Source organism: Vibrio mexicanus, assembly GCF_001012815.1.
Taxonomy (GTDB): Bacteria; Pseudomonadota; Gammaproteobacteria; order Enterobacterales; family Vibrionaceae; genus Vibrio; species Vibrio mexicanus.
On sequence record NZ_JYJP01000109.1, the window covers coordinates 124,735 to 149,258 of the forward strand.

Annotated in this window: 16 protein-coding genes and 6 pseudogenes; 18 read left to right on the plus strand and 4 right to left on the minus strand. The window is 45.6% G+C overall.

Annotated features, from left to right (window positions below):
* Positions 1–208: 208 nt before the first annotated feature.
* The 4 genes and pseudogenes from nfo (at position 209) to UA76_RS16870 (ending at position 2,731) form a co-directional block, all read left to right on the plus strand.
* A pseudogene (gene nfo / locus UA76_RS16860) lies at positions 209–1,089 on the plus strand (deoxyribonuclease IV).
* Between the two features lie 124 nt (positions 1,090–1,213).
* Entirely contained in the window at positions 1,214–1,342 is a 129-nt protein-coding gene (locus UA76_RS25245; RefSeq protein WP_272946029.1) for a hypothetical protein, read from the plus strand.
* 75 nt (positions 1,343–1,417) lie between these two features.
* A pseudogene (gene ung / locus UA76_RS16865) lies at positions 1,418–2,097 on the plus strand (uracil-DNA glycosylase).
* 82 nt (positions 2,098–2,179) lie between these two features.
* Positions 2,180–2,731, plus strand: coding sequence for a hemerythrin domain-containing protein (locus UA76_RS16870; protein ID WP_047048548.1), 552 nt, complete (start codon positions 2,180–2,182; stop codon positions 2,729–2,731).
* Between the two features lie 86 nt (positions 2,732–2,817).
* Here the strand turns inward: UA76_RS16870 and UA76_RS23155 are convergent, their stop codons facing one another.
* Entirely contained in the window at positions 2,818–2,973 is a 156-nt protein-coding gene (locus UA76_RS23155; RefSeq protein WP_075202591.1) for a DUF3545 family protein, read from the minus strand.
* A 717-nt stretch (positions 2,974–3,690) separates the two neighbouring features.
* Here UA76_RS23155 and UA76_RS16875 point away from each other — a divergent pair.
* From UA76_RS16875 to deoD, 9 genes and pseudogenes are all read left to right on the plus strand, one after another.
* Positions 3,691–5,121: an alanine/glycine:cation symporter family protein gene (locus tag UA76_RS16875; RefSeq protein ID WP_047048551.1), complete on the plus strand. Its 1,431-nt coding sequence runs from the start codon at positions 3,691–3,693 to the stop codon at positions 5,119–5,121.
* 99 nt (positions 5,122–5,220) lie between these two features.
* Positions 5,221–5,993, plus strand: a pseudogene (yaaA, locus tag UA76_RS16880) (peroxide stress protein YaaA).
* Positions 5,994–6,022: 29 nt separating this feature from the next.
* Positions 6,023–6,169: a hypothetical protein gene (locus tag UA76_RS23720; protein ID WP_157617662.1), complete on the plus strand. Its 147-nt coding sequence runs from the start codon at positions 6,023–6,025 to the stop codon at positions 6,167–6,169.
* Positions 6,147–6,935: pseudogene (locus UA76_RS16885) on the plus strand (TatD family hydrolase). The gene UA76_RS23720 and the pseudogene UA76_RS16885 overlap by 23 nt, the downstream one beginning before the upstream one ends.
* A gap of 205 nt (positions 6,936–7,140) precedes the next feature.
* Positions 7,141–8,403 (plus strand): NupC/NupG family nucleoside CNT transporter, encoded by a 1,263-nt coding sequence (locus tag UA76_RS16890; protein WP_047048554.1) that lies wholly within the window; start codon positions 7,141–7,143, stop codon positions 8,401–8,403.
* 529 nt (positions 8,404–8,932) lie between these two features.
* A pseudogene (gene deoC / locus UA76_RS16895) lies at positions 8,933–9,708 on the plus strand (deoxyribose-phosphate aldolase).
* A gap of 119 nt (positions 9,709–9,827) precedes the next feature.
* Positions 9,828–11,171, plus strand: a complete 1,344-nt coding sequence (gene deoA, locus UA76_RS16900; RefSeq protein WP_047048556.1) for a thymidine phosphorylase — start codon at positions 9,828–9,830, stop codon at positions 11,169–11,171.
* 136 nt (positions 11,172–11,307) lie between these two features.
* Complete coding sequence (locus tag UA76_RS16905; protein WP_047048561.1) at positions 11,308–12,528, plus strand: phosphopentomutase; 1,221 nt, start codon at positions 11,308–11,310, stop codon at positions 12,526–12,528.
* 100 nt (positions 12,529–12,628) lie between these two features.
* Positions 12,629–13,348, plus strand: a complete 720-nt coding sequence (gene deoD, locus UA76_RS16910; RefSeq protein ID WP_047048563.1) for a purine-nucleoside phosphorylase — start codon at positions 12,629–12,631, stop codon at positions 13,346–13,348.
* Between the two features lie 131 nt (positions 13,349–13,479).
* Here deoD and UA76_RS16915 read toward each other — a convergent pair whose 3' ends face one another.
* Entirely contained in the window at positions 13,480–14,085 is a 606-nt protein-coding gene (locus UA76_RS16915; protein WP_047048567.1) for a YtjB family periplasmic protein, read from the minus strand.
* Between the two features lie 186 nt (positions 14,086–14,271).
* Between UA76_RS16915 and serB the strand changes: the two genes are divergently transcribed.
* Positions 14,272–15,252 (plus strand): phosphoserine phosphatase, encoded by a 981-nt coding sequence (gene serB, locus UA76_RS16920; RefSeq protein WP_047048570.1) that lies wholly within the window; start codon positions 14,272–14,274, stop codon positions 15,250–15,252.
* A gap of 66 nt (positions 15,253–15,318) precedes the next feature.
* On the opposite strand, the pseudogene UA76_RS16925 reads toward serB, so the two are convergent.
* A pseudogene (locus UA76_RS16925) lies at positions 15,319–17,660 on the minus strand (PilZ domain-containing protein).
* A gap of 136 nt (positions 17,661–17,796) precedes the next feature.
* Here UA76_RS16925 and radA point away from each other — a divergent pair.
* The 3 genes from radA to fusA all read left to right on the plus strand — a co-directional run bounded on the left by radA (position 17,797) and on the right by fusA (position 23,192).
* Entirely contained in the window at positions 17,797–19,176 is a 1,380-nt protein-coding gene (radA, locus tag UA76_RS16930) for a DNA repair protein RadA (protein WP_047048574.1), read from the plus strand.
* Positions 19,177–19,362: 186 nt separating this feature from the next.
* Positions 19,363–20,916, plus strand: a complete 1,554-nt coding sequence (locus tag UA76_RS16935; RefSeq protein WP_162198960.1) for a GGDEF domain-containing protein — start codon at positions 19,363–19,365, stop codon at positions 20,914–20,916.
* A gap of 194 nt (positions 20,917–21,110) precedes the next feature.
* A complete protein-coding gene (gene fusA / locus UA76_RS16940) occupies positions 21,111–23,192 on the plus strand; it encodes an elongation factor G (protein WP_047048577.1) in 2,082 nt (693 codons plus the stop codon).
* 100 nt (positions 23,193–23,292) lie between these two features.
* On the opposite strand, the gene UA76_RS16945 is transcribed toward fusA, so the two are convergent.
* Entirely contained in the window at positions 23,293–24,240 is a 948-nt protein-coding gene (locus UA76_RS16945) for a LysR substrate-binding domain-containing protein (RefSeq protein WP_047048580.1), read from the minus strand.
* Between the two features lie 105 nt (positions 24,241–24,345).
* On the opposite strand from UA76_RS16945, the gene UA76_RS23160 reads away from it, so the two are divergent.
* On the plus strand, positions 24,346–24,504 hold the full coding sequence (locus tag UA76_RS23160; RefSeq protein WP_084705532.1) for a YjiS-like domain-containing protein: 159 nt from the start codon (positions 24,346–24,348) through the stop codon (positions 24,502–24,504).
* The last annotated feature ends 20 nt before the right edge of the window (positions 24,505–24,524 follow it).

Below are 24,524 nucleotides of genomic sequence, written 5' to 3' on the forward strand. Positions count from 1 at the left end.
TAAAAACATCAAATTCTTAATGGTTATTAATTTGCGCTTAATCAATAAAGCGTTGGAAAACCTAGCTTGTTAACTATAGTTGATAACTTAAAATAAATCTATAATGAAATTTTGTCGTAATTTTACTACAAAATACCGCATTTTAAGTGGCGATAATGCAGCCAAGCCGCATTGGTTCGTCGCGTTTCTGAAAGTAAAAAGTGATTAAATGACAAAACAGACACAAGCATTTGGTAACAAATTTATTGGTGCTCATGTATCCGCTGCGGGCGGCGTGGATCAGGCTCCAATGAGAGCTCGAGAAATTGGTGCGAACGCTTTTGCACTCTTCACTAAAAATCAAAGGCAGTGGAACGCAAAGCCTCTTGAAGAAGAGACAATTGCAGCGTTCAAGTCAAATTGCGAAAAGTATGGCTTCAAATCTGAACAGATTCTTCCCCATGATTCGTACCTGATTAATTTGGGTGCTCCTGAAGTGGAGAAGCTTGAGAAGTCACGCGCGGCTTTTATTGATGAGATGGAGCGATGTCATCAGCTAGGGTTGACGCTACTTAATTTTCATCCTGGGAGTCATTTAAAGAAGCTTTCTGAGAAAGGCTGTTTATCGAGAATTGCAGAATCGATAAACATGGCTCTTGAGAAAGTGCCTGATGTGATCGCCGTTATAGAGAATACAGCAGGGCAGGGGACGAATTTAGGCTGGCGCTTTGAACACCTCGCGGAGATCATAGATCAAGTAGAGGATCACTCGCGCGTCGGCGTCTGCTTGATACTTGCCACACCTTTGCCGCAGGCTACGACTTGCGAACCATGGCCGCGTGTGAAGCAACTTTTGCTGAGTTTGACCAAGTGGTTGGGATGCACTATTTGAAAGCAATGCATCTTAATGATTCAAAAGTAGAATTAGCAGGTCGTGTGGATCGCCACCATTCACTGGGTAAAGGTGAAATAGGTTGGGATTGTTTTGAGTTCATCTCTAAAGACAGTCGCTTCGATTCTATCCCATTGATTTTAGAGACAATTGATTCCAGTATTTGGGCTGAGGAAATTTCTAAGTTAAGAAAATTTCATCTAGATTCAATAAAATAGAGGATTAAGCGAAATAATTGGCATCCTTTTTTCATAGTGTAACAGTGAGCAAGTAATTTATCGGCCTAGTAACTAGTGAACCGGAGATTGGCGATCGAGTTACCTATATTGGGAGGGCGCCGCTATGACATTTACGACAACTGCACCACGAATGACTTCACGAGTTAACATCACTCGTTTCCCTGTTCCTAACCGACACATCACAGGACAGGGGCATCATCGAACTCCGCAGAAAACGCAATCTGATAAGTAAGCTTGTCTGCGCTTTAGTGACACTTCTAAATCGCTCTGTGTACAATGCTAACACTCTTGTTCACAGGGCGGTTATATGACTTCAAACCTCACTTGGGAAGCGCTTCTTTCTGAAGAGCAAAATCAACCTTACTTCCAATCCATGATTGAACACATTGAAACGCAGCGGAAAGAAGGCAAAGCATCTATCCTGCAAAACAAGATGTGTTTAATGCGATGACAGAAACGCGTCTTGAAGACGTCAAAGTCGTTATTCTCGGCCAAGATCCGTATCACGGGCCCAATCAAGCGCATGGTTTAAGCTTTTCCGTTTTACCTGGTGTTAAAACGCCGCCGTCTTTGGTGAATATTTATAAAGAGCTTGCGCAAGATATTGAAGGTTTTGAGCGACCAAACCATGGCTACCTGATGCCTTGGGCTAAACAAGGGGTGTTGCTGCTCAATACGGTATTGACTGTCGAGGAGGGCAAAGCCCATTCCCATGCTAAGTTGGGATGGGAGCAGTACACAGATCGCGTGATTGAAGTGATCAATGAACACTGCCAAGGTGTGGTGTTTATGCTGTGGGGCGCGCATGCGCAAAAGAAAGGGCAAAACATTGATACGGCTCGACATCATGTGTTGAGCGCGCCGCATCCGTCGCCTTTATCTGCTCGCCGCGGCTTTTTTGGTTGTCAGCATTTTTCCAAAGCAAATGATCTGATTGTTGCGCAAGAGAAAACACCTATCGAGTGGCGCTTGCCTCCAGAAGTGTAGCGACTATTTTTTGAACAGCGTCAAAGCGAGAGAGGGTGGCATCTTATACACTTATAAAAAGTAGGTGTTATGGAGAGCCACTATGATAATAGAAAGGATTAGGCGCGAGCACGGCTACATGCTGAGATTACTCGCCATATTGAATCGTAAGTTGACGCAACTCGAGCAAGAACAACTGATTAACTACAGTTTGGTTTATGAGGTGGTTGATTACTTAGCCACACATTCTGAGAAAGTTCACCATCCTAAAGAGGACATTCTCTATCACTATTTTGTGAAGCATTATGGAAATGAAGAGCAGATAGAGAACTTAGAGACGGAGCATGTGGAGCTATCTGAAAGAACCCATCAGTTTTTAGAAACCGTTGAAATGATTCTGCAAGACGCGGTAGTACCCCATGACATCTTCGTCGGGCAGCTAAGTGAGTTCATTCAAGCGCAGAAACGTCACCTCGATTTGGAAGAGCGTTCCATTCTCCCCATGATTCAAAAGGCATTTACCACTCAAGACTGGCAAGCGGTTGAATCGGAATGGTCACTCAGTGACGATGATCCTGTGTTTGGCGAAACCATAGCAGATCGATACCAACAACTTGCTCAAAGAGTCAGAACCACAGAGCAAGAAGCGATATAAGCTGCGAGCTATAAACTAAAATGCAAAAGAGGCACATAATGTGCCTCTTTTCTCTATTTATAGGTCTATGTCTTCAACATCGAAATCTAGCCGATGTCCATATCCATTAATTCTCGCTGCAAGCGTTGGCGATCTTTAATAGCTTCTATTTCACGCCATTTTCTTTTCATTGGTTTCGAGCGCGTTGCGCGTACTTTAGGGATATCCAAGTCCATTACTTCATCAAACTGTAAGCCATCCATAAGCCACCTCATTATTGTTTTTACATCCAACTAAGGAGTATTTTTAATATCACATTCAAAGGGAGCCTAACTTTGATATGTTTCTCATTTGTTTCGTTTCAATGAACTTTTTATTGGAAGTTGAACATTCATTCACAAAAAAATAACCAACGATTGCTTATAAAGTAAGCAGTTAAACGTTATCGTCAGATTTTTTATGGAATGTCGTTTGTTAAGTGGGTGAGCTTGGTCACTGACAAATAGTATGCAAGCGCCAAATGGAAACCTGAACACACTGGATGGACCACATCACTAAACATCGACATTGTTTGAATCCTTATTCCATAACGCTTTGAGTTTGAAATAGCCTTGGAAGCGAGTAGAGGGTATGTCTAGGTATGAATGTTAGCTAAATTGATGGTGATTGTTTCAATGCTGGCCGAATACTGTTATTGAATGTGTTAAGTTTTAGTGTCTTTTTAGTGAGAAATAACAGTTAAGTGCGCCTGTGTTCATATTGATTTTTCGTGATCTTGGCTTCATTATCTGCCGGTCAAAAAATCGCTGTACTGAGTATTTATGCTTTTCGAACACTTCCTAGGAGGGAAGTCGACTGGCTGAGACTCACTGTGAGTGCTAAACAATACTAATCACAAGTCGTACTGAGTTGACATACGATGACGGCACTTATGGGCTTGGCATTGGCCAAGAACAGCGCAAACACCGAGAGAGGTTCTTGTGACAGACTTAATTAATTTGATGAACGATTTACTTTGGGGATCGATTCTAGTTTATCTACTGGTTGGCGTAGGCGTTTACTTCACCGTTCGACTTGGTTTCATCCAGTTCCGCCATTTTGGCCACATGTTCACGGTGTTGAAAAACAGCCGTAAAGCAGACAAAGCGGGTATTTCTTCTTTCCAAGCTCTTTGTACTAGCCTAGCTGCTCGTGTCGGTACTGGTAACATGGCGGGTGTAGCCGTTGCACTGACCGCTGGTGGCCCAGGCGCGATTTTCTGGATGTGGCTGATCGCTATGTTGGGTATGGCGACTTCATTCGCCGAGAGTACACTTGCTCAGCTATATAAGACACGCGACAACGACGGTAACTACCGTGGCGGCCCTGCGTACTACATGGAAAAAGGCCTTGGCATGCGCTGGATGGGGGTTCTGTTCTCTATCTTCCTTATCATCGCATTCGGCCTAGTGTTCAACGCTGTACAAGCAAACGCGATTGCTGGCGCGATGAACAATGCATTTGGCTTTGAGCACATGTATGTGGGCATTGCGATTGTTGTGATTTCTGCATTCGTTATTTTTGGCGGTATTCGCAAGATTGCACGTACAGCTGAACTGATTGTTCCACTGATGGCATTGGCTTACTTGTTGCTGGCTATCTTCATTATGCTAACCAACCTAGACAAGCTACCAGATGTTCTGAGCTTGATCTTTAAGAGCGCATTCGGCCTGCAAGAAGCAGCAGCAGGCGGTCTTGGTTATGCGATTGCTCAAGCAATGATCAACGGTATTAAACGTGGTCTATTCTCGAACGAAGCGGGTATGGGTTCTGCGCCAAACGCGGCGGCTTCAGCAACGCCTTACCCACCACACCCAGCATCTCAAGGTTACGTTCAAATGCTTGGTGTGTTCGTTGATACCATTGTTATCTGTTCTGCCACTGTGGCGATCATCTTGATGTCGGGAGAATATGTACCACACGGTGAAGTGACGGGTATCGAACTGACTCAAAGTGCATTGACGGCGCAAGTCGGTGATTGGGGCGGCATCTTTGTTGCGGTTGCTATCTTCTTCTTTGCTTTTACATCAATCATCGCGAACTACTCATACGCAGAAACTAACCTTATCTTCTTGGAGCACAACAACAAGAAAGGTCTGGCTCTGTTCCGCATCTTCGTACTTGGTATGGTGATGTTCGGTTCTATGGCAACGCTGCCAACCGTTTGGGCACTGGCTGACGTTTCCATGGGCCTAATGGCGATTGTCAACTTGGTAGCGATCATCTTGCTGTCGGGTATTGTTATCAAATTGGCGAAAGACTACAACCGTCAGCTTGATGCCGGTAAGGTGCCAACGTTTGATGCCAATGACTATCCTGAGTTGAAATCTCAGCTAGAAGATGGCATCTGGGACCAAAACGACAAGAAATAATCGGTTTCACATATTGAAGCGATTGAAAAAGCCATGCAGACAACGCATGGCTTTTTTTGTACTCTGTGTTCAGTAAAACAATAAAGTAGAGTATCAGTCATGTTAATCGTAATCTCACCAGCAAAAACACTGGATTATGAATCGCCACTGGCGACTCAGTCTTACACACAGCCTGAGCTTATTGAGCATTCTGCCGAGCTTATCGAAGAGTGCCGTAAGCTGACGCCTGCCGATGTCTCCGCGTTGATGAAGGTGAGCGATAAGATTGCAGGCCTTAACGTCGCGCGCTTTGAAGAGTGGAGTGAAACCTTCACCACAGACAACTCGCGTCAAGCATTGCTAGCGTTCAAAGGCGACGTATACACGGGGTTAGATGCGCAGTCGCTTTCTGAAGATGACTTCGAATACGCGCAGAAGCATCTGCGTATGCTGTCTGGCTTATATGGCCTGTTAAAACCTCTGGACCTAATGCAGCCATACCGACTAGAAATGGGCACTAAGCTGGCAAACCCACGCGGCACTAACCTTTACCAGTTTTGGGGCAACATTGTTACCGACAAGCTCAATGAAGCGATTAATGCTCAGGGTGACAACGTGCTGATTAACTTGGCGTCTAACGAGTACTTTAAAGCGGTGAAGCGAAATCGCTTGATGCGCAAGTGATCACTCCAGTGTTTAAAGATTGCAAGAATGGTCAATATAAGGTGATTAGCTTCTACGCCAAGAAAGCACGTGGCATGATGGCGCGCTTTATCATCGACAACAAAGTCGATTCAATCGAAGGCTTAACAGCGTTCGATCGTGAGGGTTACTACTTCAGTGAAGAGGACTCAAATGCCAAAGAGTTGGTATTCAAGCGCGAAGAACAGTAATTATTGAAGTGCGACTAAATAGAGGGCAAGTGATGTGGAGTAAACTCAAGCAACTCGTTGCGAAGTACGATCGTTGGTTGCGTAGTATGGGATTAGCGCCAGACCAGAAACGCAGTTGTGTGCCTTATCGCTCAGATCCTGCGCCAAAGAAAGATGACTCGAACGCCACTGTTTGACACGCACTGCCATCTAGACTTTCCTCCGTTTCAAGATGATATTGGCGGGCATATCGATCTTGCCCGCCAACATCAAGTTGAACGTATTCTTATCCCTTCAGTCGGGCCAAGTAACTGGCTGACTATAACCAACCTCGCAACCCAATACCCCAATCTCTATTTTGCCTTGGGGATCCACCCACACTTTATTCGCCAAGATCCACAAGTCATGTTGCAGCAGCTTGAGAAGGTGTTAGCTGACACAAGCCAACATACTCATCTTGTTGCGATTGGTGAATGCGGTTTGGACTTTACAGTCGACACCCCAGCAGAAATCCAAGAACAAAATACTGATTCGTCAGCTAGAACTGGCGAATGAGTACCAACTGCCCGTGATTCTTCACTCTCGTCAATCGCATAACCGGCTACTGCAATTGCTAAAACAAACACCGCCGATTAAAGGAGGGGTTTTACATGCGTTCAGCGGAAGCGAGCAGCAAGCCAAGCAGTTTATTAAGTTCGGTTTGAAGATTGGAGTGGGGGCGTGATCACCTATCCAAGAGCGAATAAGACTCGCAATACCATTCGCAACCTGCCTATTGATACATTAGTGCTAGAAACAGACGCACCGGATATGCCGCTTAATGGTGAGCAAGGCTGTTACAATCATCCAAAAAATACATCAGTTATAGTGGAATGCGTCGCAGAGCTTAAGAAACAACCAAAGCAAACGATTGCTTGCAAATTGTGGGAAAATAGCAATTTGCTCTTCGGTATTTGTGAATAAAATCTAAATAAAATGTATTTGTTATGATTAATGCAAACGATTAATTAGATCTGGATCACATAAAATGATGAGCGCACGGTGAATCTTGTCGGAAAGTGTGAAGGTGGCATTACTTTATCTTGGGCGGGGTGAGTATAATTGCCCCGCTTTTTGAGCTCCATTTTGTAACACGCCAACAAATAAACATATAAGGATGCCATAAACTATGAGCCTGTTTATGAGCCTAATCGGTATGGCAGTACTAGTAGGAATCGCACTTCTACTGTCTGATAACCGCAAAGCTATTAATCTAAGAACTGTGGGTGGCGCATTCGCTATCCAATTTTTAATCGGTGGTTTCGTTCTTTACGTACCATGGGGTCGTGATCTTCTTGCTGGCTTCTCTGCTGGTGTACAGAACGTTATCGACTACGGTAAAGACGGTACAGGTTTCCTATTCGGTAGCCTAGTTAACTTCTCTGTTGACGGTATCGGTTTCATCTTTGCTTTCCAAGTACTACCAACTCTAATCTTCTTCTCTGCGCTAATCTCTGTACTTTACTACATTGGTGTAATGCAGTGGGTTATCAAGATTCTTGGTGGCGGTCTACAAAAAGCACTTGGCACATCTCGTGCGGAGTCAATGTCTGCAGCAGCAAACATCTTCGTAGGTCAAACAGAGGCGCCTCTAGTTGTTCGCCCATTTGTTCCTAAGATGACTCAATCTGAACTATTCGCAGTAATGTGTGGTGGTCTAGCATCTGTTGCTGGTGGTGTACTTGCGGGTTACGCATCTATGGGTGTACCTCTAGAGTACCTAGTTGCAGCGTCATTCATGGCAGCACCAGGTGGTCTACTATTCGCTAAAATCATCAAGCCAGAAACTGATACACCAGACGAAGAGCTTGAAGCTAACATCGACGGTGGCGAAGACAAGCCTGCTAACGTTATCGATGCAGCAGCTGGTGGTGCTTCTGTTGGTCTACAACTGGCACTTAACGTTGGTGCAATGCTACTAGCATTCGTTGGTCTAATCGCGCTAATCAACGGTATCCTAGGTGGTATTGGTGGTTTCGTTGGTATGCCAGAGCTAACTCTAGAGCTTATCCTAGGTTACCTATTCTCGCCTCTAGCATTCCTAATCGGTGTTCCATGGGAAGAAGCAACATTTGCAGGTTCATTCATTGGTCAGAAACTGGTTGTGAACGAATTCGTTGCTTACCTAAACTTCGTACCTTACGTTGGTGAAGCAGCTCAAGTTGTTCCAGCAACTGGTGAAGTAATGTCTGAGAAGACTCAAGCAATCATCGCCTTCGCTCTATGTGGTTTCGCAAACCTTTCTTCTATCGCGATTCTACTAGGTGGCCTTGGTAGCCTTGCTCCTAACCGTCGTTCTGACATCGCTCGTATGGGTGTTAAAGCGGTTGCAGCAGGTACTCTATCTAACTTGATGGCAGCGACAATCGCTGGCTTCTTCCTATCTTTCTAAGAAAGTAGAGTTAGATTATATAGACGCCGTTTAATAAAACCCCGTAGTCACACTTGGTGTGCTACGGGGTTTTTTTTGTTTTTCGGCAGCTAAAAAATGAGCTGTTTAGGCAATAAGCAAGGCCAGAGCAGCGAGTTTGGAATCGTTTGAACATTGAGCAAACGTTAAACAGACTCTTTTTTGAGATACAAACCGTTTGCGTTCTATGGGTAGCTACAGATTTGTGACAAATATCTATACTCTATAGGGCAGTTAAGGTGAAGATTACCTTTATCTAAGACCCATGGTGGATAGCATCCACGGATTGCAGGAAGCAATCAGGTCATTGCTTACGTTAGACACAACAACTTAGCTTTGTTGTGCCATAGACCAGACTGGTACTGTGCGGTGACAAGGATTGCAATTGGTATACGTTGAACTACGAGTAATACCGAGTCTTCAGGGAACCAAGTCCGTTCATTTGTTATTGCAAACAAGCCCATGGTGGGCGTTTGCTAAAACTAATTGAATATATTGATCGGAGATAGAAATGAGCGATTTAAAAGCAGCAGCGCTACGTGCACTTAAACTTATGGATCTTACTACGCTAAATGACGACGACACTGATGCAAAAGTGATCTCGCTATGTCACGACGCGAAATCTGCAGTAGGCAACACCGCTGCAATCTGTATCTACCCTCGCTTTATTCCTATTGCTAAGAAGACACTTCGTGAGCAAGGTACGCCAGATGTTCGTATCGCAACAGTAACGAACTTCCCTCACGGTAACGATGACATCGAAATCGCGGTTGCTGAAACTAAAGCAGCTGTGGCTTACGGTGCCGATGAAGTCGACGTGGTATTCCCATACCGTGCTCTAATGGCAGGTAACGAGGAAGTGGGCTTTGAGTTAGTTAAACAGTGTAAAGAAGCATGTGGCGATATCCTTCTGAAAGTCATCATCGAAACAGGTGAGCTAAAAGAAGAAGCGCTAATTAAGAAAGCGTCGGAAATCTGTATCAAAGCTGGTGCGGACTTCATTAAAACTTCAACTGGTAAAGTGCCAGTAAACGCAACACCAGAATACGCTCGCATGATGCTAGAAGTCATCCGTGACATGGGTGTTGCTGAATCAGTTGGTTTCAAACCTGCTGGTGGCGTGCGTACAGCAGAAGACGCAGCAGCTTACCTAGCAATGGCAGATGAGATCCTAGGTGATAACTGGTTGATGCTCGCCACTACCGTTTTGGTGCATCAAGCCTGCTGACTAATCTACTTAATACATTAGAAGTGACAGACGAGACTGCTGACCCAGCAGCTTACTAATTTCTCTTTCTAATTAGAGAAATAATAAAAACAAAGTCTGTTTGGTGGAGTAGCGCTTCGTTGCTCCACATTACCTCTTTACCTTACAACCATAACTCGTACGAGTATGGGAGGATCTAATGTCATTATCTCAAACCTATTTACCTCAAGAAATCATTCGTAAAAAACGCGACGGCGAAGTCTTAACTGCCGACGAAATTAACTTCTTCATCCAAGGTGTGGCAAAAGACACCGTATCGGAAGGCCAAATTGCAGCATTCGCAATGGCGATTTTCTTTAATGAAATGACAATGCCGGAACGTATAGCACTGACGTGTGCAATGCGTGATTCAGGCATGGTGATCGATTGGAGCCACAAAGAGTTTGGTGGTCCAATCGTTGATAAACACTCAACCGGTGGTGTGGGCGATGTGACGTCTCTAATGCTTGGCCCTATGGTGGCAGCATGTGGCGGCTTTGTCCCTATGATTTCTGGTCGTGGCCTTGGCCATACTGGCGGTACGCTCGATAAGCTTGAGTCAATCCCAGGCTATAACATTACACCAACGAATGAAGTATTCGGTGATGTAACAAAAGACGCAGGCGTAGCGATTATTGGTCAAACTGGTGATCTTGCCCCTGCCGACAAGCGCGTATACGCGACTCGTGATATCACAGCAACAGTAGACAACATCTCGCTGATCACGGCTTCAATTCTTTCTAAGAAGCTCGCGGCAGGTCTTCAATCGTTAGTCATGGATGTCAAAGTGGGTTCAGGCGCATTTATGCCAACTTACGAAGCATCTGAAGAGCTGGCGCGCTCTATCGTAGCGGTCGCAAACGGTGCCGGCACGAAAACCACAGCAATCCTAACAGACATGAACCAAGTTCTGGCTTCTTCTGCGGGTAACGCGGTTGAGGTGCGTGAAGCGGTGCAATTCCTTACGGGCGAATATCGTAACCCTCGTCTGCTTGAAGTCACCATGGCGTCATGTGCTGAGATGTTGGTGCTTGCTGAGCTTGCAGACAACACCGAAGATGCACGCGAAAAACTGATGGCAGTGCTAGACAACGGTAAAGCAGCCGAATGCTTTGGCAAGATGGTTGCAGGACTAGGTGGCCCAGCAGATTTCGTAGAAAACTACGAAAACTACCTAGAAAAAGCCGAGATCATCAAACCAGTATACGCTGAAGACAGTGGCGTGGTATCGGCAATGGATACGCGTGCTATCGGTATGGCTGTGGTTGCGATGGGCGGTGGTCGCCGCGTAGCGTCAGACAAGATTGATTACGCAGTAGGTTTTGATGGCTTTATCCGTTTAGGTGAGCAAGCATCAGCAAACAAACCACTGGCTGTGATCCACGCTCGCAACGAAGAGCAGTGGCAAGAAGCAGCTGACGCGTTGAAAGCAGCGATCACAATTGGTGGCGAATATACGCCAACGCCAGAGGTGTATCGCCAGATTCGTGCTGAAGACATCTAATTCCAGTGAAATGAACGTTGCAGCTTAGATGGTTACTTTAAACGCTAAGCTGCAACAGATATAAATTGAGTTAACTAAATATAATTAAATGGTCGATTGAAGCGTTACGCTCTCGACCAAATACAGGAAGAGAGCAATGAAACGAGCATTTATTTTAGTCCTAGACTCATTTGGCATTGGCGCGACTGCAGATGCTAAAGATTTTGGTGACGTAGGTTCAGACACATTGGGTCACATCGCAGAGCATTGCGACAAAGGACTGGCAGATAACGACAAACGTAGCGGCCAATTAAAGCTTCCAAACCTATCTAAGCTGGGTTTGGCTATGGCTCATAAAGAGTCAACGGGCAGCTTCGCGCCTGGTCTTGATGCCGATGCAGAAATCATTGGCGCGTACGGCCATGCTGCAGAATTGTCGTCAGGTAAAGATACTCCATCGGGTCACTGGGAAATTGCTGGTGTACCAGTTCTTTTTGACTGGGGTTACTTCACTGATAAACAAAATAGTTTCCCAAAAGAGTTAACTGACCGCATCCTTGAGCGTGCAGGTCTAGAAGGCTTCTTAGGTAACTGCCACGCATCGGGCACACAAGTGCTGGATGATCTTGGTGAAGAGCACATGAAAACGGGCCTACCAATTTTCTACACATCCGCTGACTCGGTATTCCAAATTGCTTGCCATGAAGAGACTTTCGGTCTGGATCGCTTACTAGATCTTTGTCAAATCGCTCGTGAAGAACTTGAAGATTACAACATTGGTCGCGTTATCGCGCGTCCATTCATTGGCCCAGGCAAAGGTCAATTTGAGCGTACGGGTAACCGTCGCGATCTATCCGTTGAGCCACCTTCAGCAACGATTCTTCAAAAGCTAGTTGAAGAGAAAGGGGGTGAAGTTCACTCGATTGGTAAGATCTCTGATATTTATGCTGGCTGTGGAATCACTAAGAAGACCAAAGCAACGGGCATTCCTGCACTGTTTGAAGCAACTAAAGAAGCCATCAAAGAAGCGGGTGACAATACTATCGTGTTTACCAATTTCGTAGATTTCGATTCTGCTTATGGCCACCGCCGTGATGTTGCGGGCTATGCAGAGGCATTAGAGTATTTTGATGGTCGTATCCATGAAGTGATGGATATGATGGAAGAAGATGATGTTCTTATTCTGACTGCTGACCATGGTTGTGATCCTACATGGCCGGGTACAGACCACACTCGTGAGCATATCCCTGCTCTAGTTTATGGTAAGAAAGTGCCAGCAGGTTCATTGGGCCTACGCGAGAGCTTTGCAGATATCGGTCAAAGCCTAGCGAGCTACTTTGGTACTTCGCCAATGGGATACGGTAAGAGCTTCCTATAATTTTTGAATTGCAGCGTTCATCACTCAGTGAGAACGCTGCTTTATTATTTTCCTAGGGATAAATCCTAGATTTCAACCATTGATTGAGAAGGAAAAAGTAATGGCTACTCCGCATATTAACGCTGAAATGGGTGCATTTGCTGACGTGGTGCTAATGCCTGGTGATCCGCTACGTGCTAAATACATCGCTGAAACATTCCTAGATGACGCAGTACAAGTGTGCGATGTTCGCAACATGTACGGCTACACGGGCACTTACAAAGGTCGTAAAATCTCAGTGATGGGCCACGGTATGGGTATTCCATCTTGCTCTATCTACGTGACAGAGCTGATCAAAGATTTCGGTGTTAAGAAGATCATCCGTGTTGGTAGCTGTGGTGCGGTGAGCGAAGACATCAAACTGCGCGATGTGGTTATCGGTATGGGCGCGTGTACGGACTCAAAAGTGAACCGTATTCGTTTCAAAGACCATGACTTTGCTGCGATTGCTGATTACAAAATGGTACGTAACGCAGAAGATGCAGCGAAAGCACGCGGCATCGACGTTAAAGTAGGTAACCTATTCTCAGCAGAGCTTTTCTACACGCCTGATCCAGAAATGTTCGATGTGATGGATAAGTACGGCATTGTTGGTGTTGAGATGGAAGCGGCGGGTATCTACGGCGTTGCTGCTGAGTATGGTGCGAAAGCTTTGGCGATCTGTACCGTTTCTGACCACATTAAAACCGGTGAGCAAACCACATCTGATGAGCGCGCAACCACGTTCAACGAGATGATGGAAATTGCATTAGATTCTGTGCTGTTAGGTGACGAAGAGTAATCTTCCAAACGACTAAGAGTTTCAAAAGTTAAAGCCCCGCAAGTGCACTTGCGGGGCTTTTTGGGGTTCATAGTGAATTGATTGCTAGTGAATTGCTTCCTAGCTAATTAGCTACTTTGCTATTCCAGTCATTACGACACGTCCTTTAGTAGCAGGTTTTCACCTTTGTCTTTCGGTTTACGGCGAACCACTAATGCAAGCAAGAAGCCGGCGATAAAACTGATGATCACCATGGTATACATGTAGCGATCACTCTTACGGTAGAAATGATCAGAAATTGCAGTGACTCGGCCAGTTTCAAAGGTGACTCTTACAAAACCTATGATGGTGTTGTCGTGTACAACCGGTTCAATTAACTGTTGTTTGCCAATGCTTGCGGTGGAAAGAGGGGTATCTAAACCCAACACTTCTCGAGCCGCTAGAGCTTTGCTACTTGAAGCGAGTCGGATACCTTCTGCGTCATAAATGGTGGCATCGAATACTAAGTTGTCTTGCGATAATTGGTTTGTCAGTTTGAGTAGGCGCTCTTGATCTTGTTGGGTGATCATATCTCTTGCAGAGAGAGCTGCTTGTGATATCAAGATTTGGCTGAGGGTTTCTAGCTGGTTCGCTTGAATTTGTTCATTACCCTTAGTGATCTTCACACTGTTCACCGCAATGACTGATACCATCGCGATGAGAGCTAAAATAACGGTCACTCTTAGCGCGACTCGAAATGAAAAAAGTGAGGAATCCATAGACTGCCTAATAGAATTAATTTGGCTTTCAGCCATATTGAGACTTGCGTTTTTAAATTGCAATAGGTTAACTAGCGGTAGTATATACCCAAGTGACCTCAAGAAGCAGGATTCAGGGACACACTCTGAAACAATTACCTCGAGGTTATTTAGGTATACCTTAAGTTTAATTTATGGATTACAAACATGGAAACGTTGAAGAGACTACCAATAAAGCGTCACACTTCGCTTTTAACACGTCTACCTGAAACCCGCCTCGCAAATCAATTGGACAAGCAACGCGCCAATTGGATTATTTTTGGCGAGTACCTATCACCAAAGCATTTCGACGACATTGACTTCTTCACCGGATACTACAACTCAATCATCGACACATGGAAAGTCGGTTATTATGAAGTGGCACTGATGTCTGGCGATTTGACGCCGGAACATGAAGAGATTTTACAAGGGCTGGGTTTGGACTACGCCTCTTTGTCAGAAGTCCCAGATCTATCGAGCCCAGGCCTGATTGTTTTTGATATGGATTCAACAGCGATTCAAATCGAATGTATTGATGAGATTGCGAAGCTAGCAGGCGTAGGCGAAGAGGTCGCTGAGGTGACCGAGCGTGCAATGCAAGGCGAACTCGACTTTGAGCAAAGCCTGCGTCAACGCGTAGGTAAACTGGCTGGCGCCGATGAGTCGATTCTGGAATCAGTACGCTCGACGCTACCTTTTATGCCGGACTTAACTTCTCTCATTACGACTTTGAATGAACTTGGCTGGAAAACGGCCATTGCGTCGGGTGGTTTCACTTACTTCTCGGATTATCTAAAAGAAGAGGTCGGTTTCGATTTCGCTCAGTCTAACCAGCTAGAAATTGTTGACGGGAAGCTGACAGGTAAAGTTGTTGGCGACGTGGTGTCTGCGCAGACTAAAGCCGAGATCTTGGTTGAGCTGGCAGAGAAGTACGAAATCGAAGGGCACAACACCGTTGCTGTTGGTGATGGTGCGAATGATTTGGTGATGATGGATGCCGCAGGTCTTGGTATTGCTTATCATGCTAAGCCTAAAGTACAAGCGAAGGCACAAACGGCAATTCGCCATTCCGGCTTGGGTGGTGTGCTTTGTATCCTATCAGCGGGCCTAGCTAAGCAGCAGAAAGTTAGCTGGCAAAGTAAGCCTTAACAGCTAAACGGTAGATAAGCAAAAAGCGAGGTGTTTACCTCGCTTTTTTGCTAATGGGGTAGGGCTCTATCTTGTGAGTTCGAGCCTGACTAACACTTCCTCGGTAATATCAACGATCTCACCATAGCCCACGACGGCTTTGATCTCTTTCTCTAGATTGCGAGCATTGTGCAAACTAATCTGAGCAAGTTCTTCTAAATCCAGAGAAAGCAAAGTTGTGAAGGGGTCAAATACCGGAGCTGCACACAGGCGAAGGGCAAAAAACTCACCAATCGTCTGTGCCTTTTTAATGAAGGCGATGCGTTCTTTGGTGCTGTCAAAATCAGACAGCAGCTGAGTTTCGACTGATTGAATTCGGGTACCAAATTTCACCGTCGATATATAGATCTCGTTGTATTGCGGTTTTGCGCCATCAATGCGTTTCATTGGTGCGGCAAGAAGCGTATTGCTGCGCCCTTTATAAATAGGCTCTAGAGAGAAGTGCTCTTCATGACCCAGCTTGGCAAACAGGGCTAAGTGAGGGAGCAGCGGATAGTTGACTCCAATGACACTCGGAGCAATGGCTGAGCCTTTCTTGCTTGCAAATACGGGGGTACAGACGACTTTGTCTAGCATGATATCGTGCAGCCCTTCGAGCAGTTCGTTGGTTGGCAACAGCTCTTTATTGGGGGTCAGTTTATCCTGATTGTGCGTGATTAGACGATTCAGGAAGTGCACGGTTTTAATCGTCTCTTTTTTCTCTTCTATTTCAAGTTGAAGCTTTTTACCGCCAGCACTAATCCGTACGATGCGGTAAGGCACTTCGCTGAGAGGCACCTCTTTGTCATAGAGCTGAAGCTCCTTGAAGTTAATACTGCACATAGTGTTAGCTGCAATATCGATAGGTCTGGCTAACGCAAGGCTTAAGCCACGTTTGGATAAGTCGAGAGTGGTCCCTTCCGCTTGTGTGTTGTTGATAGTAAGCACTAAAGGAGAGCGGAATTTATACCTTGGTTCTTTGCGACGCGATTGTGCATCAAAGTACAAGCAAATCGGTTGGTTTGCCGATTTACGCGCGTGCCTAAACTTGTTGAGTTCTTTGCTCGCAAGGCGCGGTTTTTCCGTTAGTAGGTAGTCACGTGCAGAGCTTGTGTCGGCAATTTCCTGCAGCATGCCACAGTGCGTAAGAGATTGAGTGTCGAGATTAAGTTCGGTCGAGTGCTGCGCAAGTGCTTCTCGTTCTTTGTCTGATAGCTCAAATACAGAAAGGCGAAATGCTTTCCAGCTGGCTCTTTTGGCGCCAACGTGCCAGAACAATTGACGCTGTTCTCGGGTTGCTTCAGGCATCATCATCGAGAAAAACAGCTGCTTTCCTTGATGTTCATGAGTAAAAGCGTAAAGCACATTATTGCTGCCCTTGAGGCCTGGGCGAGTCAGCATATCCATCCGTTCGGGGTGGAATAGGCTATCTAGCGTTTGTTGGTTGCGCTCGTCATGCCAGTACTGCCAAATTGGCTGATTGTTTTCGGTCATCAGTGCCAGTTTTAGTTCATTACCACTGAAGAATAAAGGCAGATTACAAGTGTGCTTGAGATAGGTGTGTTCGAAGCCGCGAGTACGGGCGCGAATAATTTTGTCTTGGTTATCGTGCCTTGCTCGCTGCGACTCATCGACTAGAGACTGCTGAATAAAGCGCTCAATGACATCCGATTGAGACAATCGAACGCTTCTTAGAAATTTAACCGCATCGTTCTCGTAGGACTCATCGATACCAACAACGCGATATTGAATCTTTTGATGGATGCCATCGAGTACCGATGTCTTCGCCAACTCCACGTAGTGAACGTCAATGACTTCGCCGAGCTTGTAGTTAAATGCGGTTGGTACTTTAAAGCGCGCACCTGATGGTGAAATATCGGCAGTGACAGCATGAACCAACTGCTCGTTGGGTAAATGAATTTCTACTTGTGAGCTGATTTTTAGACGATTTTCTTGGCGTTTTAGGTCATAGCTAAGGTAACGGGTTCAACCTCAAACGGGCTATTGGCACTGGTAATCTCTTTGGGCTGGTTATTACCACGCTGCTGCATTACACGGAAGTTGTTTCGAGTGTTACACAGAGCAAGCCAAACGCCTTCTGTATACCCACCAAACTTCTGGATATTTTTGTGGTACGCATTGAAAGCAACGTCATCGAGCCAATGCTTCAGCCCGTCCAGTTCATACTCTCTACATTCACCGTTGACACGCCCGCGCAGGTCGATAGTTTTAGTGCAAGGCTCCATGATGCGGTTGAGCTCCATTTTGACCAAGATTTTAGTCGATGGTGGCTCGCCCTCTGTCATTTGAGAAAGAAGGTAGTCGAAGTCGGATGAGTGATAGGCAGTGATCAGTCGTTCTGCCAGTGAGAGAATTTCAGCTTGCTGCATGCTTTTCTGTTAGAGTAGTCCGTTAAATAGTATATCGACCCAGTTATATTGAACTTTAGTGATACTTGGCAGCGAATCAACCTTTTGCAGCCTTTTATCCTAATGGCTCACAGAGTTTATTTAAATTTGAGGTGACATGGCAAAAGCAAAACGCGCCTACGTCTGTAACGATTGTGGTGCAGACTTCCCACGATGGCAGGGGCAATGTAATGCCTGCGGTGCATGGAATACCATTTCCGAAGTGAGGCTTGCAGCTTCACCAACAGTTGCTCGTAACGAGCGCCTGTCTGGTTATGCAGGTTCCGCTACCGAATCTAAAGTACAAACGCTTTCCGACATCGATTTGCAAGAAGTACCACGTTTTACTAGTGGATTTAAAGAGCTGGATCGAGTGCTCGGAGGAGGGATAGTGCCCGGAGCGGCCATTTTGATCGGTGGTAGCCCAGGTGCTGGTAAATCCACTTTGCTACTGCAAACTATGTGTTTGCTGTCATCGCAAATGCCAACCTTGTACGTCACCGGTGAAGAATCGCTTCAGCAGGTTGCGATGCGCGCTTCACGTCTTGGCTTGCCAAAAGAGCACCTCAAGATGCTGTCGGAAACGAACGTGGATAAGATCTGCCAAATCGCCGAAAAAGAGCAGCCGCGTATAATGGTTATCGACTCGATTCAAGTTATGCACGTAGCAGACGTTCAGTCGTCTCCGGGCAGTGTGGCTCAGGTTCGTGAATCAGCAACCGCACTGACACGTTATGCTAAACAAAACAACGTGGCAGTGTTTATTGTTGGTCACGTCACCAAAGATGGCACTCTCGCTGGGCCAAAAGTCCTTGAGCACATTATCGACTGTTCGGTACTGCTTGATGGCGGTACCGATAGCCGTTTTAGAACCCTTCGCAGCCACAAGAACCGTTTTGGTGCGGTGAATGAGTTGGGCGTATTTGCCATGACAGGCCAAGGCTTGAAAGAGGTCAGTAATCCATCGGCGATTTTCCTTTCTCGTGGTGAAGAAGAGACTTCCGGCAGTTCAGTCATGGTGGTTTGGGAAGGCACGCGACCACTACTGGTTGAGATTCAAGCGCTGGTGGACTATTCGCAGCTTGCTAACCCTCGCCGCGTGGCGGTTGGATTGGAGCAAAACCGATTGTCTTTGTTGTTGGCGGTTCTGCATAAACATGGCGGTCTGCAAATGGCCGACCAAGACGTTTTTGTTAATGTGGTTGGCGGTGTCAAGGTCACCGAGACCAGTGCGGACCTTGCGCTGGTGATGGCGCTGCTATCGAGCTTCCGAGATCGCGCATTACCAAAAGATGTAGTGATCTTTGGGGAAGTGGGCCTTGCCGGTGAAATTCGTCCTGTGCCAAGTGGCCAAGAGCGTTTAAATGAAGCGTTCAAACACGGCTTTAAGAAAGCGATTGTTCCTGCCGCCAATATGCCCAAAGGTGGCATTCCAGGAATGCAAATCCATGGTGTGAAGAAGTTGTCCGAGGCAATCGAAGCCTTTGACGAACTGTAATCAGCATAAGTAAGAAGTGATCGGCCTATAATCCTCAGTATTAGGAGGTCGTATCAGTTATTGATTTATTGCATAATAACGAGGTCTCCTATATCTGCAATCAAGGATTGATTGGGTATGCGTTACTTCTTGCTAATGCTATTAATTATTGTTTTTTCGCCCACGTCTTGGGCGAACGAGACGGTTTTGTCTAAACCTGTTCAATGGTTTTCAAGCAGTTGGGAGGAAGGTTTAAGCGCTTTCCAAGCAGTAAATTCAAAAGATAGCTACTCATTAACCGGCGAAACTCAAGTGAGTTACCTTTCATTTCAGGTAATGGAAGATGGCGAGTATGTTGTCGATTTTCGCAATTCTGCATTGATCAATCGGTTTGAGCACCACTTAGTGGATAAGCAAGGTTTATTGCACCTGAGTGTGGTTGGAGGAATAGCCTCCAAAGTGACGCATGAGTTCTTTTTGCGTCATGGAGTGAGGGTCTATTTACCTGCAGGAGAATACTCACTCATCACCCGTCAAGAATCCAAGTTCAATATCGCCCCGCCGACACCTTTCGTTATCTCATATCACGATTATGTGGAAGATATTAAGGTTGGTAACGCGATTACTTTAATTGGAATAGGGGTGTTTTTCGCGCTATTTCTCTACTACTTCGTCCTCTCTATTACGCGTAAGAACATTGTTGATTTGACCTACGCACTGTTCATACTCGGCAATCTATTGTTCAACAGTACGACATTATTGGTCTTTTCTGACCTGTTTGGCTGGCGATCATTCGTGGGGGCTAGTTGGCCGATTTTCTTTTCCAACATTGCCTACATTGTATTTGTTCTTACCTTGCTCGAAATCAGCCGACGCAGTAACCCAATATTATGGTCGGTTGGGGTCGGCATCCTTTCCCTTTTTGTTTGCTTTATCGTTGTCGGGGCGCTCTATCCCAACTATCAAAACGAAATCAACCGAATCGCTGTAGGGATCTTCATTTCTTATGGTTTGCTTGTGGGGCTAGTAAAGAGTTTTAAAGGCAATATGGTGGCTAGATGGTATGTCGTAGCGAATCTAGGATTCTTTGTTCTTGCTACTGTTGCCATTTCGCAAGAGCAGATCGCGGGGCTTAATACGATTTATATGTCGCACATTGGTTTACTGGCGGTCGCAATAGAAGTATTGCTTCTGTCGTGTGTTGTCTCGTACCAAATGAGCTTAGTCGAAGAAGACAAGACCAAAGCGGTGAAGCGAGCACAAGACTTGGTCAAGCTTGCCCATACTGATTTATTGACTCAATTACCCAATCGGTATGCGATGGACCTGCGTTTGCAGCAAGTGACAGACTTTGATGCCTTTATCTATATTGATCTTGATGGATTAAAACACTGCAATGACACGTACGGTCATGACGAAGGCGACAAACTGCTGGTGGGTTTTAGTCGCAAGCTGTCCATGACTCTTCCGCAAGAAGCGGAATTTTATCGTATTGCAGGAGACGAGTTTGCCATCATCTACCCTGCGAGTATCGGTAAGCTTGTGGTTGCAGACATTCATGCCACGGAAGCAGAACTTAAGCAGGAGCTAAAAGCGTTTGCAGGAGTAAGTTTTGGTGTTGCCATGTTCAATGATCACGAGAGTGTTTATCAAGCTGTGAATGCCGCAGATGCGGATATGTATTTGAACAAAAAGCGTCGTAAGAGAGCCTCTTCCTCTCAAGGGGAGACAGCAATAGCGGTGGATGAATCCCTTACCTAAAGCGTAATTAATAGCATACTTGCACCTGTCTCAATAAAGGTTATGTACAGCTATAGCCTTTGCAATCTTATCAATAGTAGTCTTTACTGTTCGAACAGAAAGTTTTTCCAACCTATTTGCACGCAAAGCTATGAGTCTTGACAGATTGTGGTATACTCTGCGCGCAATTTATATCCTATTAACAGAGTAAGACAATGGCAGATTTATCGAAATACAGAAACATTGGTATTTTCGCGCACGTTGATGCGGGTAAAACAACTACCACTGAGCGTATCCTAAAGCTAACTGGTCAAATCCACAAAACTGGTGAAGTTCACGACGGTGAGTCAACAACTGACTTCATGGAACAGGAAGCTGAGCGCGGTATTACTATCCAGTCTGCAGCTGTAAGCTGTTTCTGGAACGATCACCGTCTAAACGTTATCGATACTCCTGGACACGTTGACTTCACAGTAGAAGTATACCGTTCACTTAAAGTACTTGATGGCGGTATCGGCGTATTCTGTGGTTCTGGCGGTGTAGAACCTCAGTCAGAAACTAACTGGCGTTACGCTAACGAATCAGAAGTTGCTCGTCTGATCTTCGTAAACAAACTAGACCGTATGGGTGCAGATTTCTTCAACGTTGTTGACCAAGTTAAAAACGTTCTAGGTGCAAACCCACTAGTAATGACTCTACCAATCGGTCGTGAAGACAACTTCGTTGGTGTTGTAGACGTACTAAACCGTCAAGCTTACGTTTGGGATGACACAGGTCTTCCTGAAAACTACGAAATCCAAGAAGTTCCAGCGGACATGGTTGATGACCTAGAAGCTTACCGCGAAGAGCTAGTTGAAACAGCTGTAGAGCAAGACGAAGAGCTAATGATGGCTTACATGGAAGGTGAAGAGCCTTCTATCGAGCAGCTAAAAGCTTGTATCCGTAAAGGTACTCGTGACCTAGCGTTCTTCCCAACATTCTGTGGTTCTGCATTCAAAAACAAAGGTATGCAGCTAATCCTAGACGCAGTTGTTGATTACCTACCTTCTCCAACTGAAGTTGATCCACAGCCTCTAACTGATAAAGAGACTGGTGAGCCAACTGGTGAAGTTGCAACAGTATCTGCAGATGAGCCACTACGTGCTCTAGCATTTAAGATCATGGACGACCGCTTCGGTGCACTAACGTTCATCCGTATCTACTCTGGTGTAATGAAGAAGGGTGATACAATTCTTAACGCTGCAACTGGTAAAACAGAGCGTATCGGCCGTATGGTTGAGATGCAAGCTGATGACCGTAACGAGCTAACTGAAGCTCAAGCTGGTGACATCATCGCTGTAGTTGGTATGAAGAACGTTCAAACTGGTCACACTCTATGTGATCCTAAGCACGAATGTACTCTTGAGCCAATGATCTTCCCAGAGCCAGTAATCTCTATCGCTGTTGCTCCTAAAGACAAAGGTTCAACTGAGAAAATGGGTATCGCTATCGGTAAGATGGTTGCAGAAGATCCATCTTTCCAAGTTGAGACTGACGAAGATTCAGGCGAAACTATCCTGAAAGGTATGGGTGAACTTCACCTAGACATCAAGGTAGATATCCTTAAGCGTACATACGGCGTTGAGCTAACTGTAGGTGCTCCTCAGGTAGCTTACCGTGAAACTATCACTCAAGCGATTGAAGATAGCTACACGCACAAGAAGCAGTCTGGTGGTTCTGGTCAGTTCGGTAAGATCGACTACCGCATCAAGCCAGGTGAGCCAAACTCAGGCTTCACGTTCTCTTCAACAGTTGTTGGTGGTAACGTACCTAAAGAATTCTGGCCTGCAGTTGAGAAAGGCTTTGCGTCAATGATGGATAACGGTGTTCTAGCTGGTTTCCCAACTCTAGACGTTGAAGTTGAACTATTCGACGGTGGTTTCCACGCAGTTGACTCTTCAGCAATCGCATTCGAAATCGCAGCTAAAGGTGCATTCCGTCAATCTATGCCAAAAGCGGGCGCACAGCTTCTTGAGCCAATCATGAAAGTTGACGTGTTCACTCCAGAAGATCACGTTGGTGATGTAATCGGTGACCTTAACCGTCGTCGTGGCATGATCAAAGATCAACAAGCTGGTGCAACTGGCGTACGTATTAAAGCTGACGTTCCTCTATCAGAAATGTTCGGTTACATCGGTCACCTACGTACTATTACTTCTGGTCGTGGTCAATTCTCTATGGAATTTGCACACTACGCACCATGTCCAGCAAACGTTGCTGAAGAAGTAATTGCTAAAGCGAAAGAAGAAAGCAAGTAATTGTTTAATCTCTAGCTAATTGAAAGCCCTGCAAGCAATGCTTGCAGGGCTTTTTTATTATCTACACATATTGGTAAGTAGGACGGCAGTGTCTTTCTTGTTACCCATTGCGCCATGGCAAAGTAAAGTCAGTCTCTAACACGTCGCAAGGAGCGGGATTCGCTTGTTGGAACAGCGCCACTTCACGTCTTAACCACTCAATGAACTGCTTGATTTTCTCTCGCTTAAAATAGCTGCTAGGTGCACACAAGTAGTAGTTGTACCTTGGGCGCAGCGCCGTATCGCCAATCCGAACTAACTTACCCTCCTTGATGTAGCGAACGGCTAGACTGTGCTTAACCAAAGCTACCCCCTGCACTGAAAGTGCCCCTTCAAGTACAAAGTGGGAGCCATCATATTTGAGTGTCGTTTGAGTCTTCTTACGGCCATGAGCGTATAACCACAAGTTCCAATCCATATCCGGCCACATGTCTTCGATGAGCTCGGCTCTAGTCAAGTCTTCAATGTGATAAATGTTGTGTTGTCTCTGATACATAGGGTGGCAAACCGGATAGACCACTTCATCCATGAGTATTCTTGATTCTAGATTTTTGTAATCCCCAAGGCCATATCGAATGCACAAATCAACGTTGGAGTCTTGGAAATTGACCAGTTGATTAGAAGGTTCAAGCAACAGCGAAAGATCGGGGTGTTGCAGTCGGAAATCGCCAATACGTGGCACAAGCCAGTGCTGAGCAAAAGAGGGAAGGGTGGAGATAGACAGCTGATTAGGGTTGGGATCTTGGTTGATGAGCTGGACCCCTTTGCGTAAGTGATCGAAACCCCGCTGAGTTTGCTCAAAAAGCAGTTGCCCTTCTGCGGTGAGCTCTACCTGTCGGTGGCGCCGTATAAATAGCGCACAATCCAAAAACTCTTCTAGAACGCGTATTTGTTGGCTAATGGCGGCTGCACTGACATAAAGCTTATCAGCGGCAAGTTTGAAACTCTTTAGCTCAGCAGCGGTGGAGAAGTAGTAAAGCCCTTGCAGTGGCGGCATTCTCTCTTTCACTTAAGTTTTCCTTAACTGAGTGGCAATATAGATCGTTTGAAGGAAGTTACGAAAAGGTTAAATATTGCACTGTAAGTTGAGTAAAGCAAGCAGGAGATTCAAACTATGACTACATTAGCTATTTTCCGCACTTCTATCTCTCGAAACCGTGCTGGTATCATAATTAAGAATATCTTTACTAAGTTAGTGCAATGGAGAAGTCAGTCTCGCTCGCGTAAGCACTTAGCGGATTTGCCAGATCACCTACTGAACGATGTAGCTTAACGAAAGAGCAAGCTCAACGC

Excerpts from the sequence above, each read along its gene's own strand:
- UA76_RS25245 (WP_272946029.1), top strand. The coding sequence starts at position 1,214 with ATGACATTTACGACAACTGCACCACGAATGACTTCACGAGTTAACATC.
- UA76_RS16870 (WP_047048548.1), top strand. The coding sequence starts at position 2,180 with ATGATAATAGAAAGGATTAGGCGCGAGCACGGCTACATGCTGAGATTA.
- UA76_RS23155 (WP_075202591.1), bottom strand. The coding sequence starts at position 2,973 with ATGGATGGCTTACAGTTTGATGAAGTAATGGACTTGGATATCCCTAAA.
- UA76_RS16890 (WP_047048554.1), top strand. The coding sequence starts at position 7,141 with ATGAGCCTGTTTATGAGCCTAATCGGTATGGCAGTACTAGTAGGAATC.
- deoA (WP_047048556.1), top strand. The coding sequence starts at position 9,828 with ATGTCATTATCTCAAACCTATTTACCTCAAGAAATCATTCGTAAAAAA.
- UA76_RS16905 (WP_047048561.1), top strand. The coding sequence starts at position 11,308 with ATGAAACGAGCATTTATTTTAGTCCTAGACTCATTTGGCATTGGCGCG.
- deoD (WP_047048563.1), top strand. The coding sequence starts at position 12,629 with ATGGCTACTCCGCATATTAACGCTGAAATGGGTGCATTTGCTGACGTG.
- UA76_RS16915 (WP_047048567.1), bottom strand. The coding sequence starts at position 14,085 with ATGGATTCCTCACTTTTTTCATTTCGAGTCGCGCTAAGAGTGACCGTT.
- serB (WP_047048570.1), top strand. The coding sequence starts at position 14,272 with ATGGAAACGTTGAAGAGACTACCAATAAAGCGTCACACTTCGCTTTTA.
- radA (WP_047048574.1), top strand. The coding sequence starts at position 17,797 with ATGGCAAAAGCAAAACGCGCCTACGTCTGTAACGATTGTGGTGCAGAC.
- fusA (WP_047048577.1), top strand. The coding sequence starts at position 21,111 with ATGGCAGATTTATCGAAATACAGAAACATTGGTATTTTCGCGCACGTT.
- UA76_RS23160 (WP_084705532.1), top strand. The coding sequence starts at position 24,346 with ATGACTACATTAGCTATTTTCCGCACTTCTATCTCTCGAAACCGTGCT.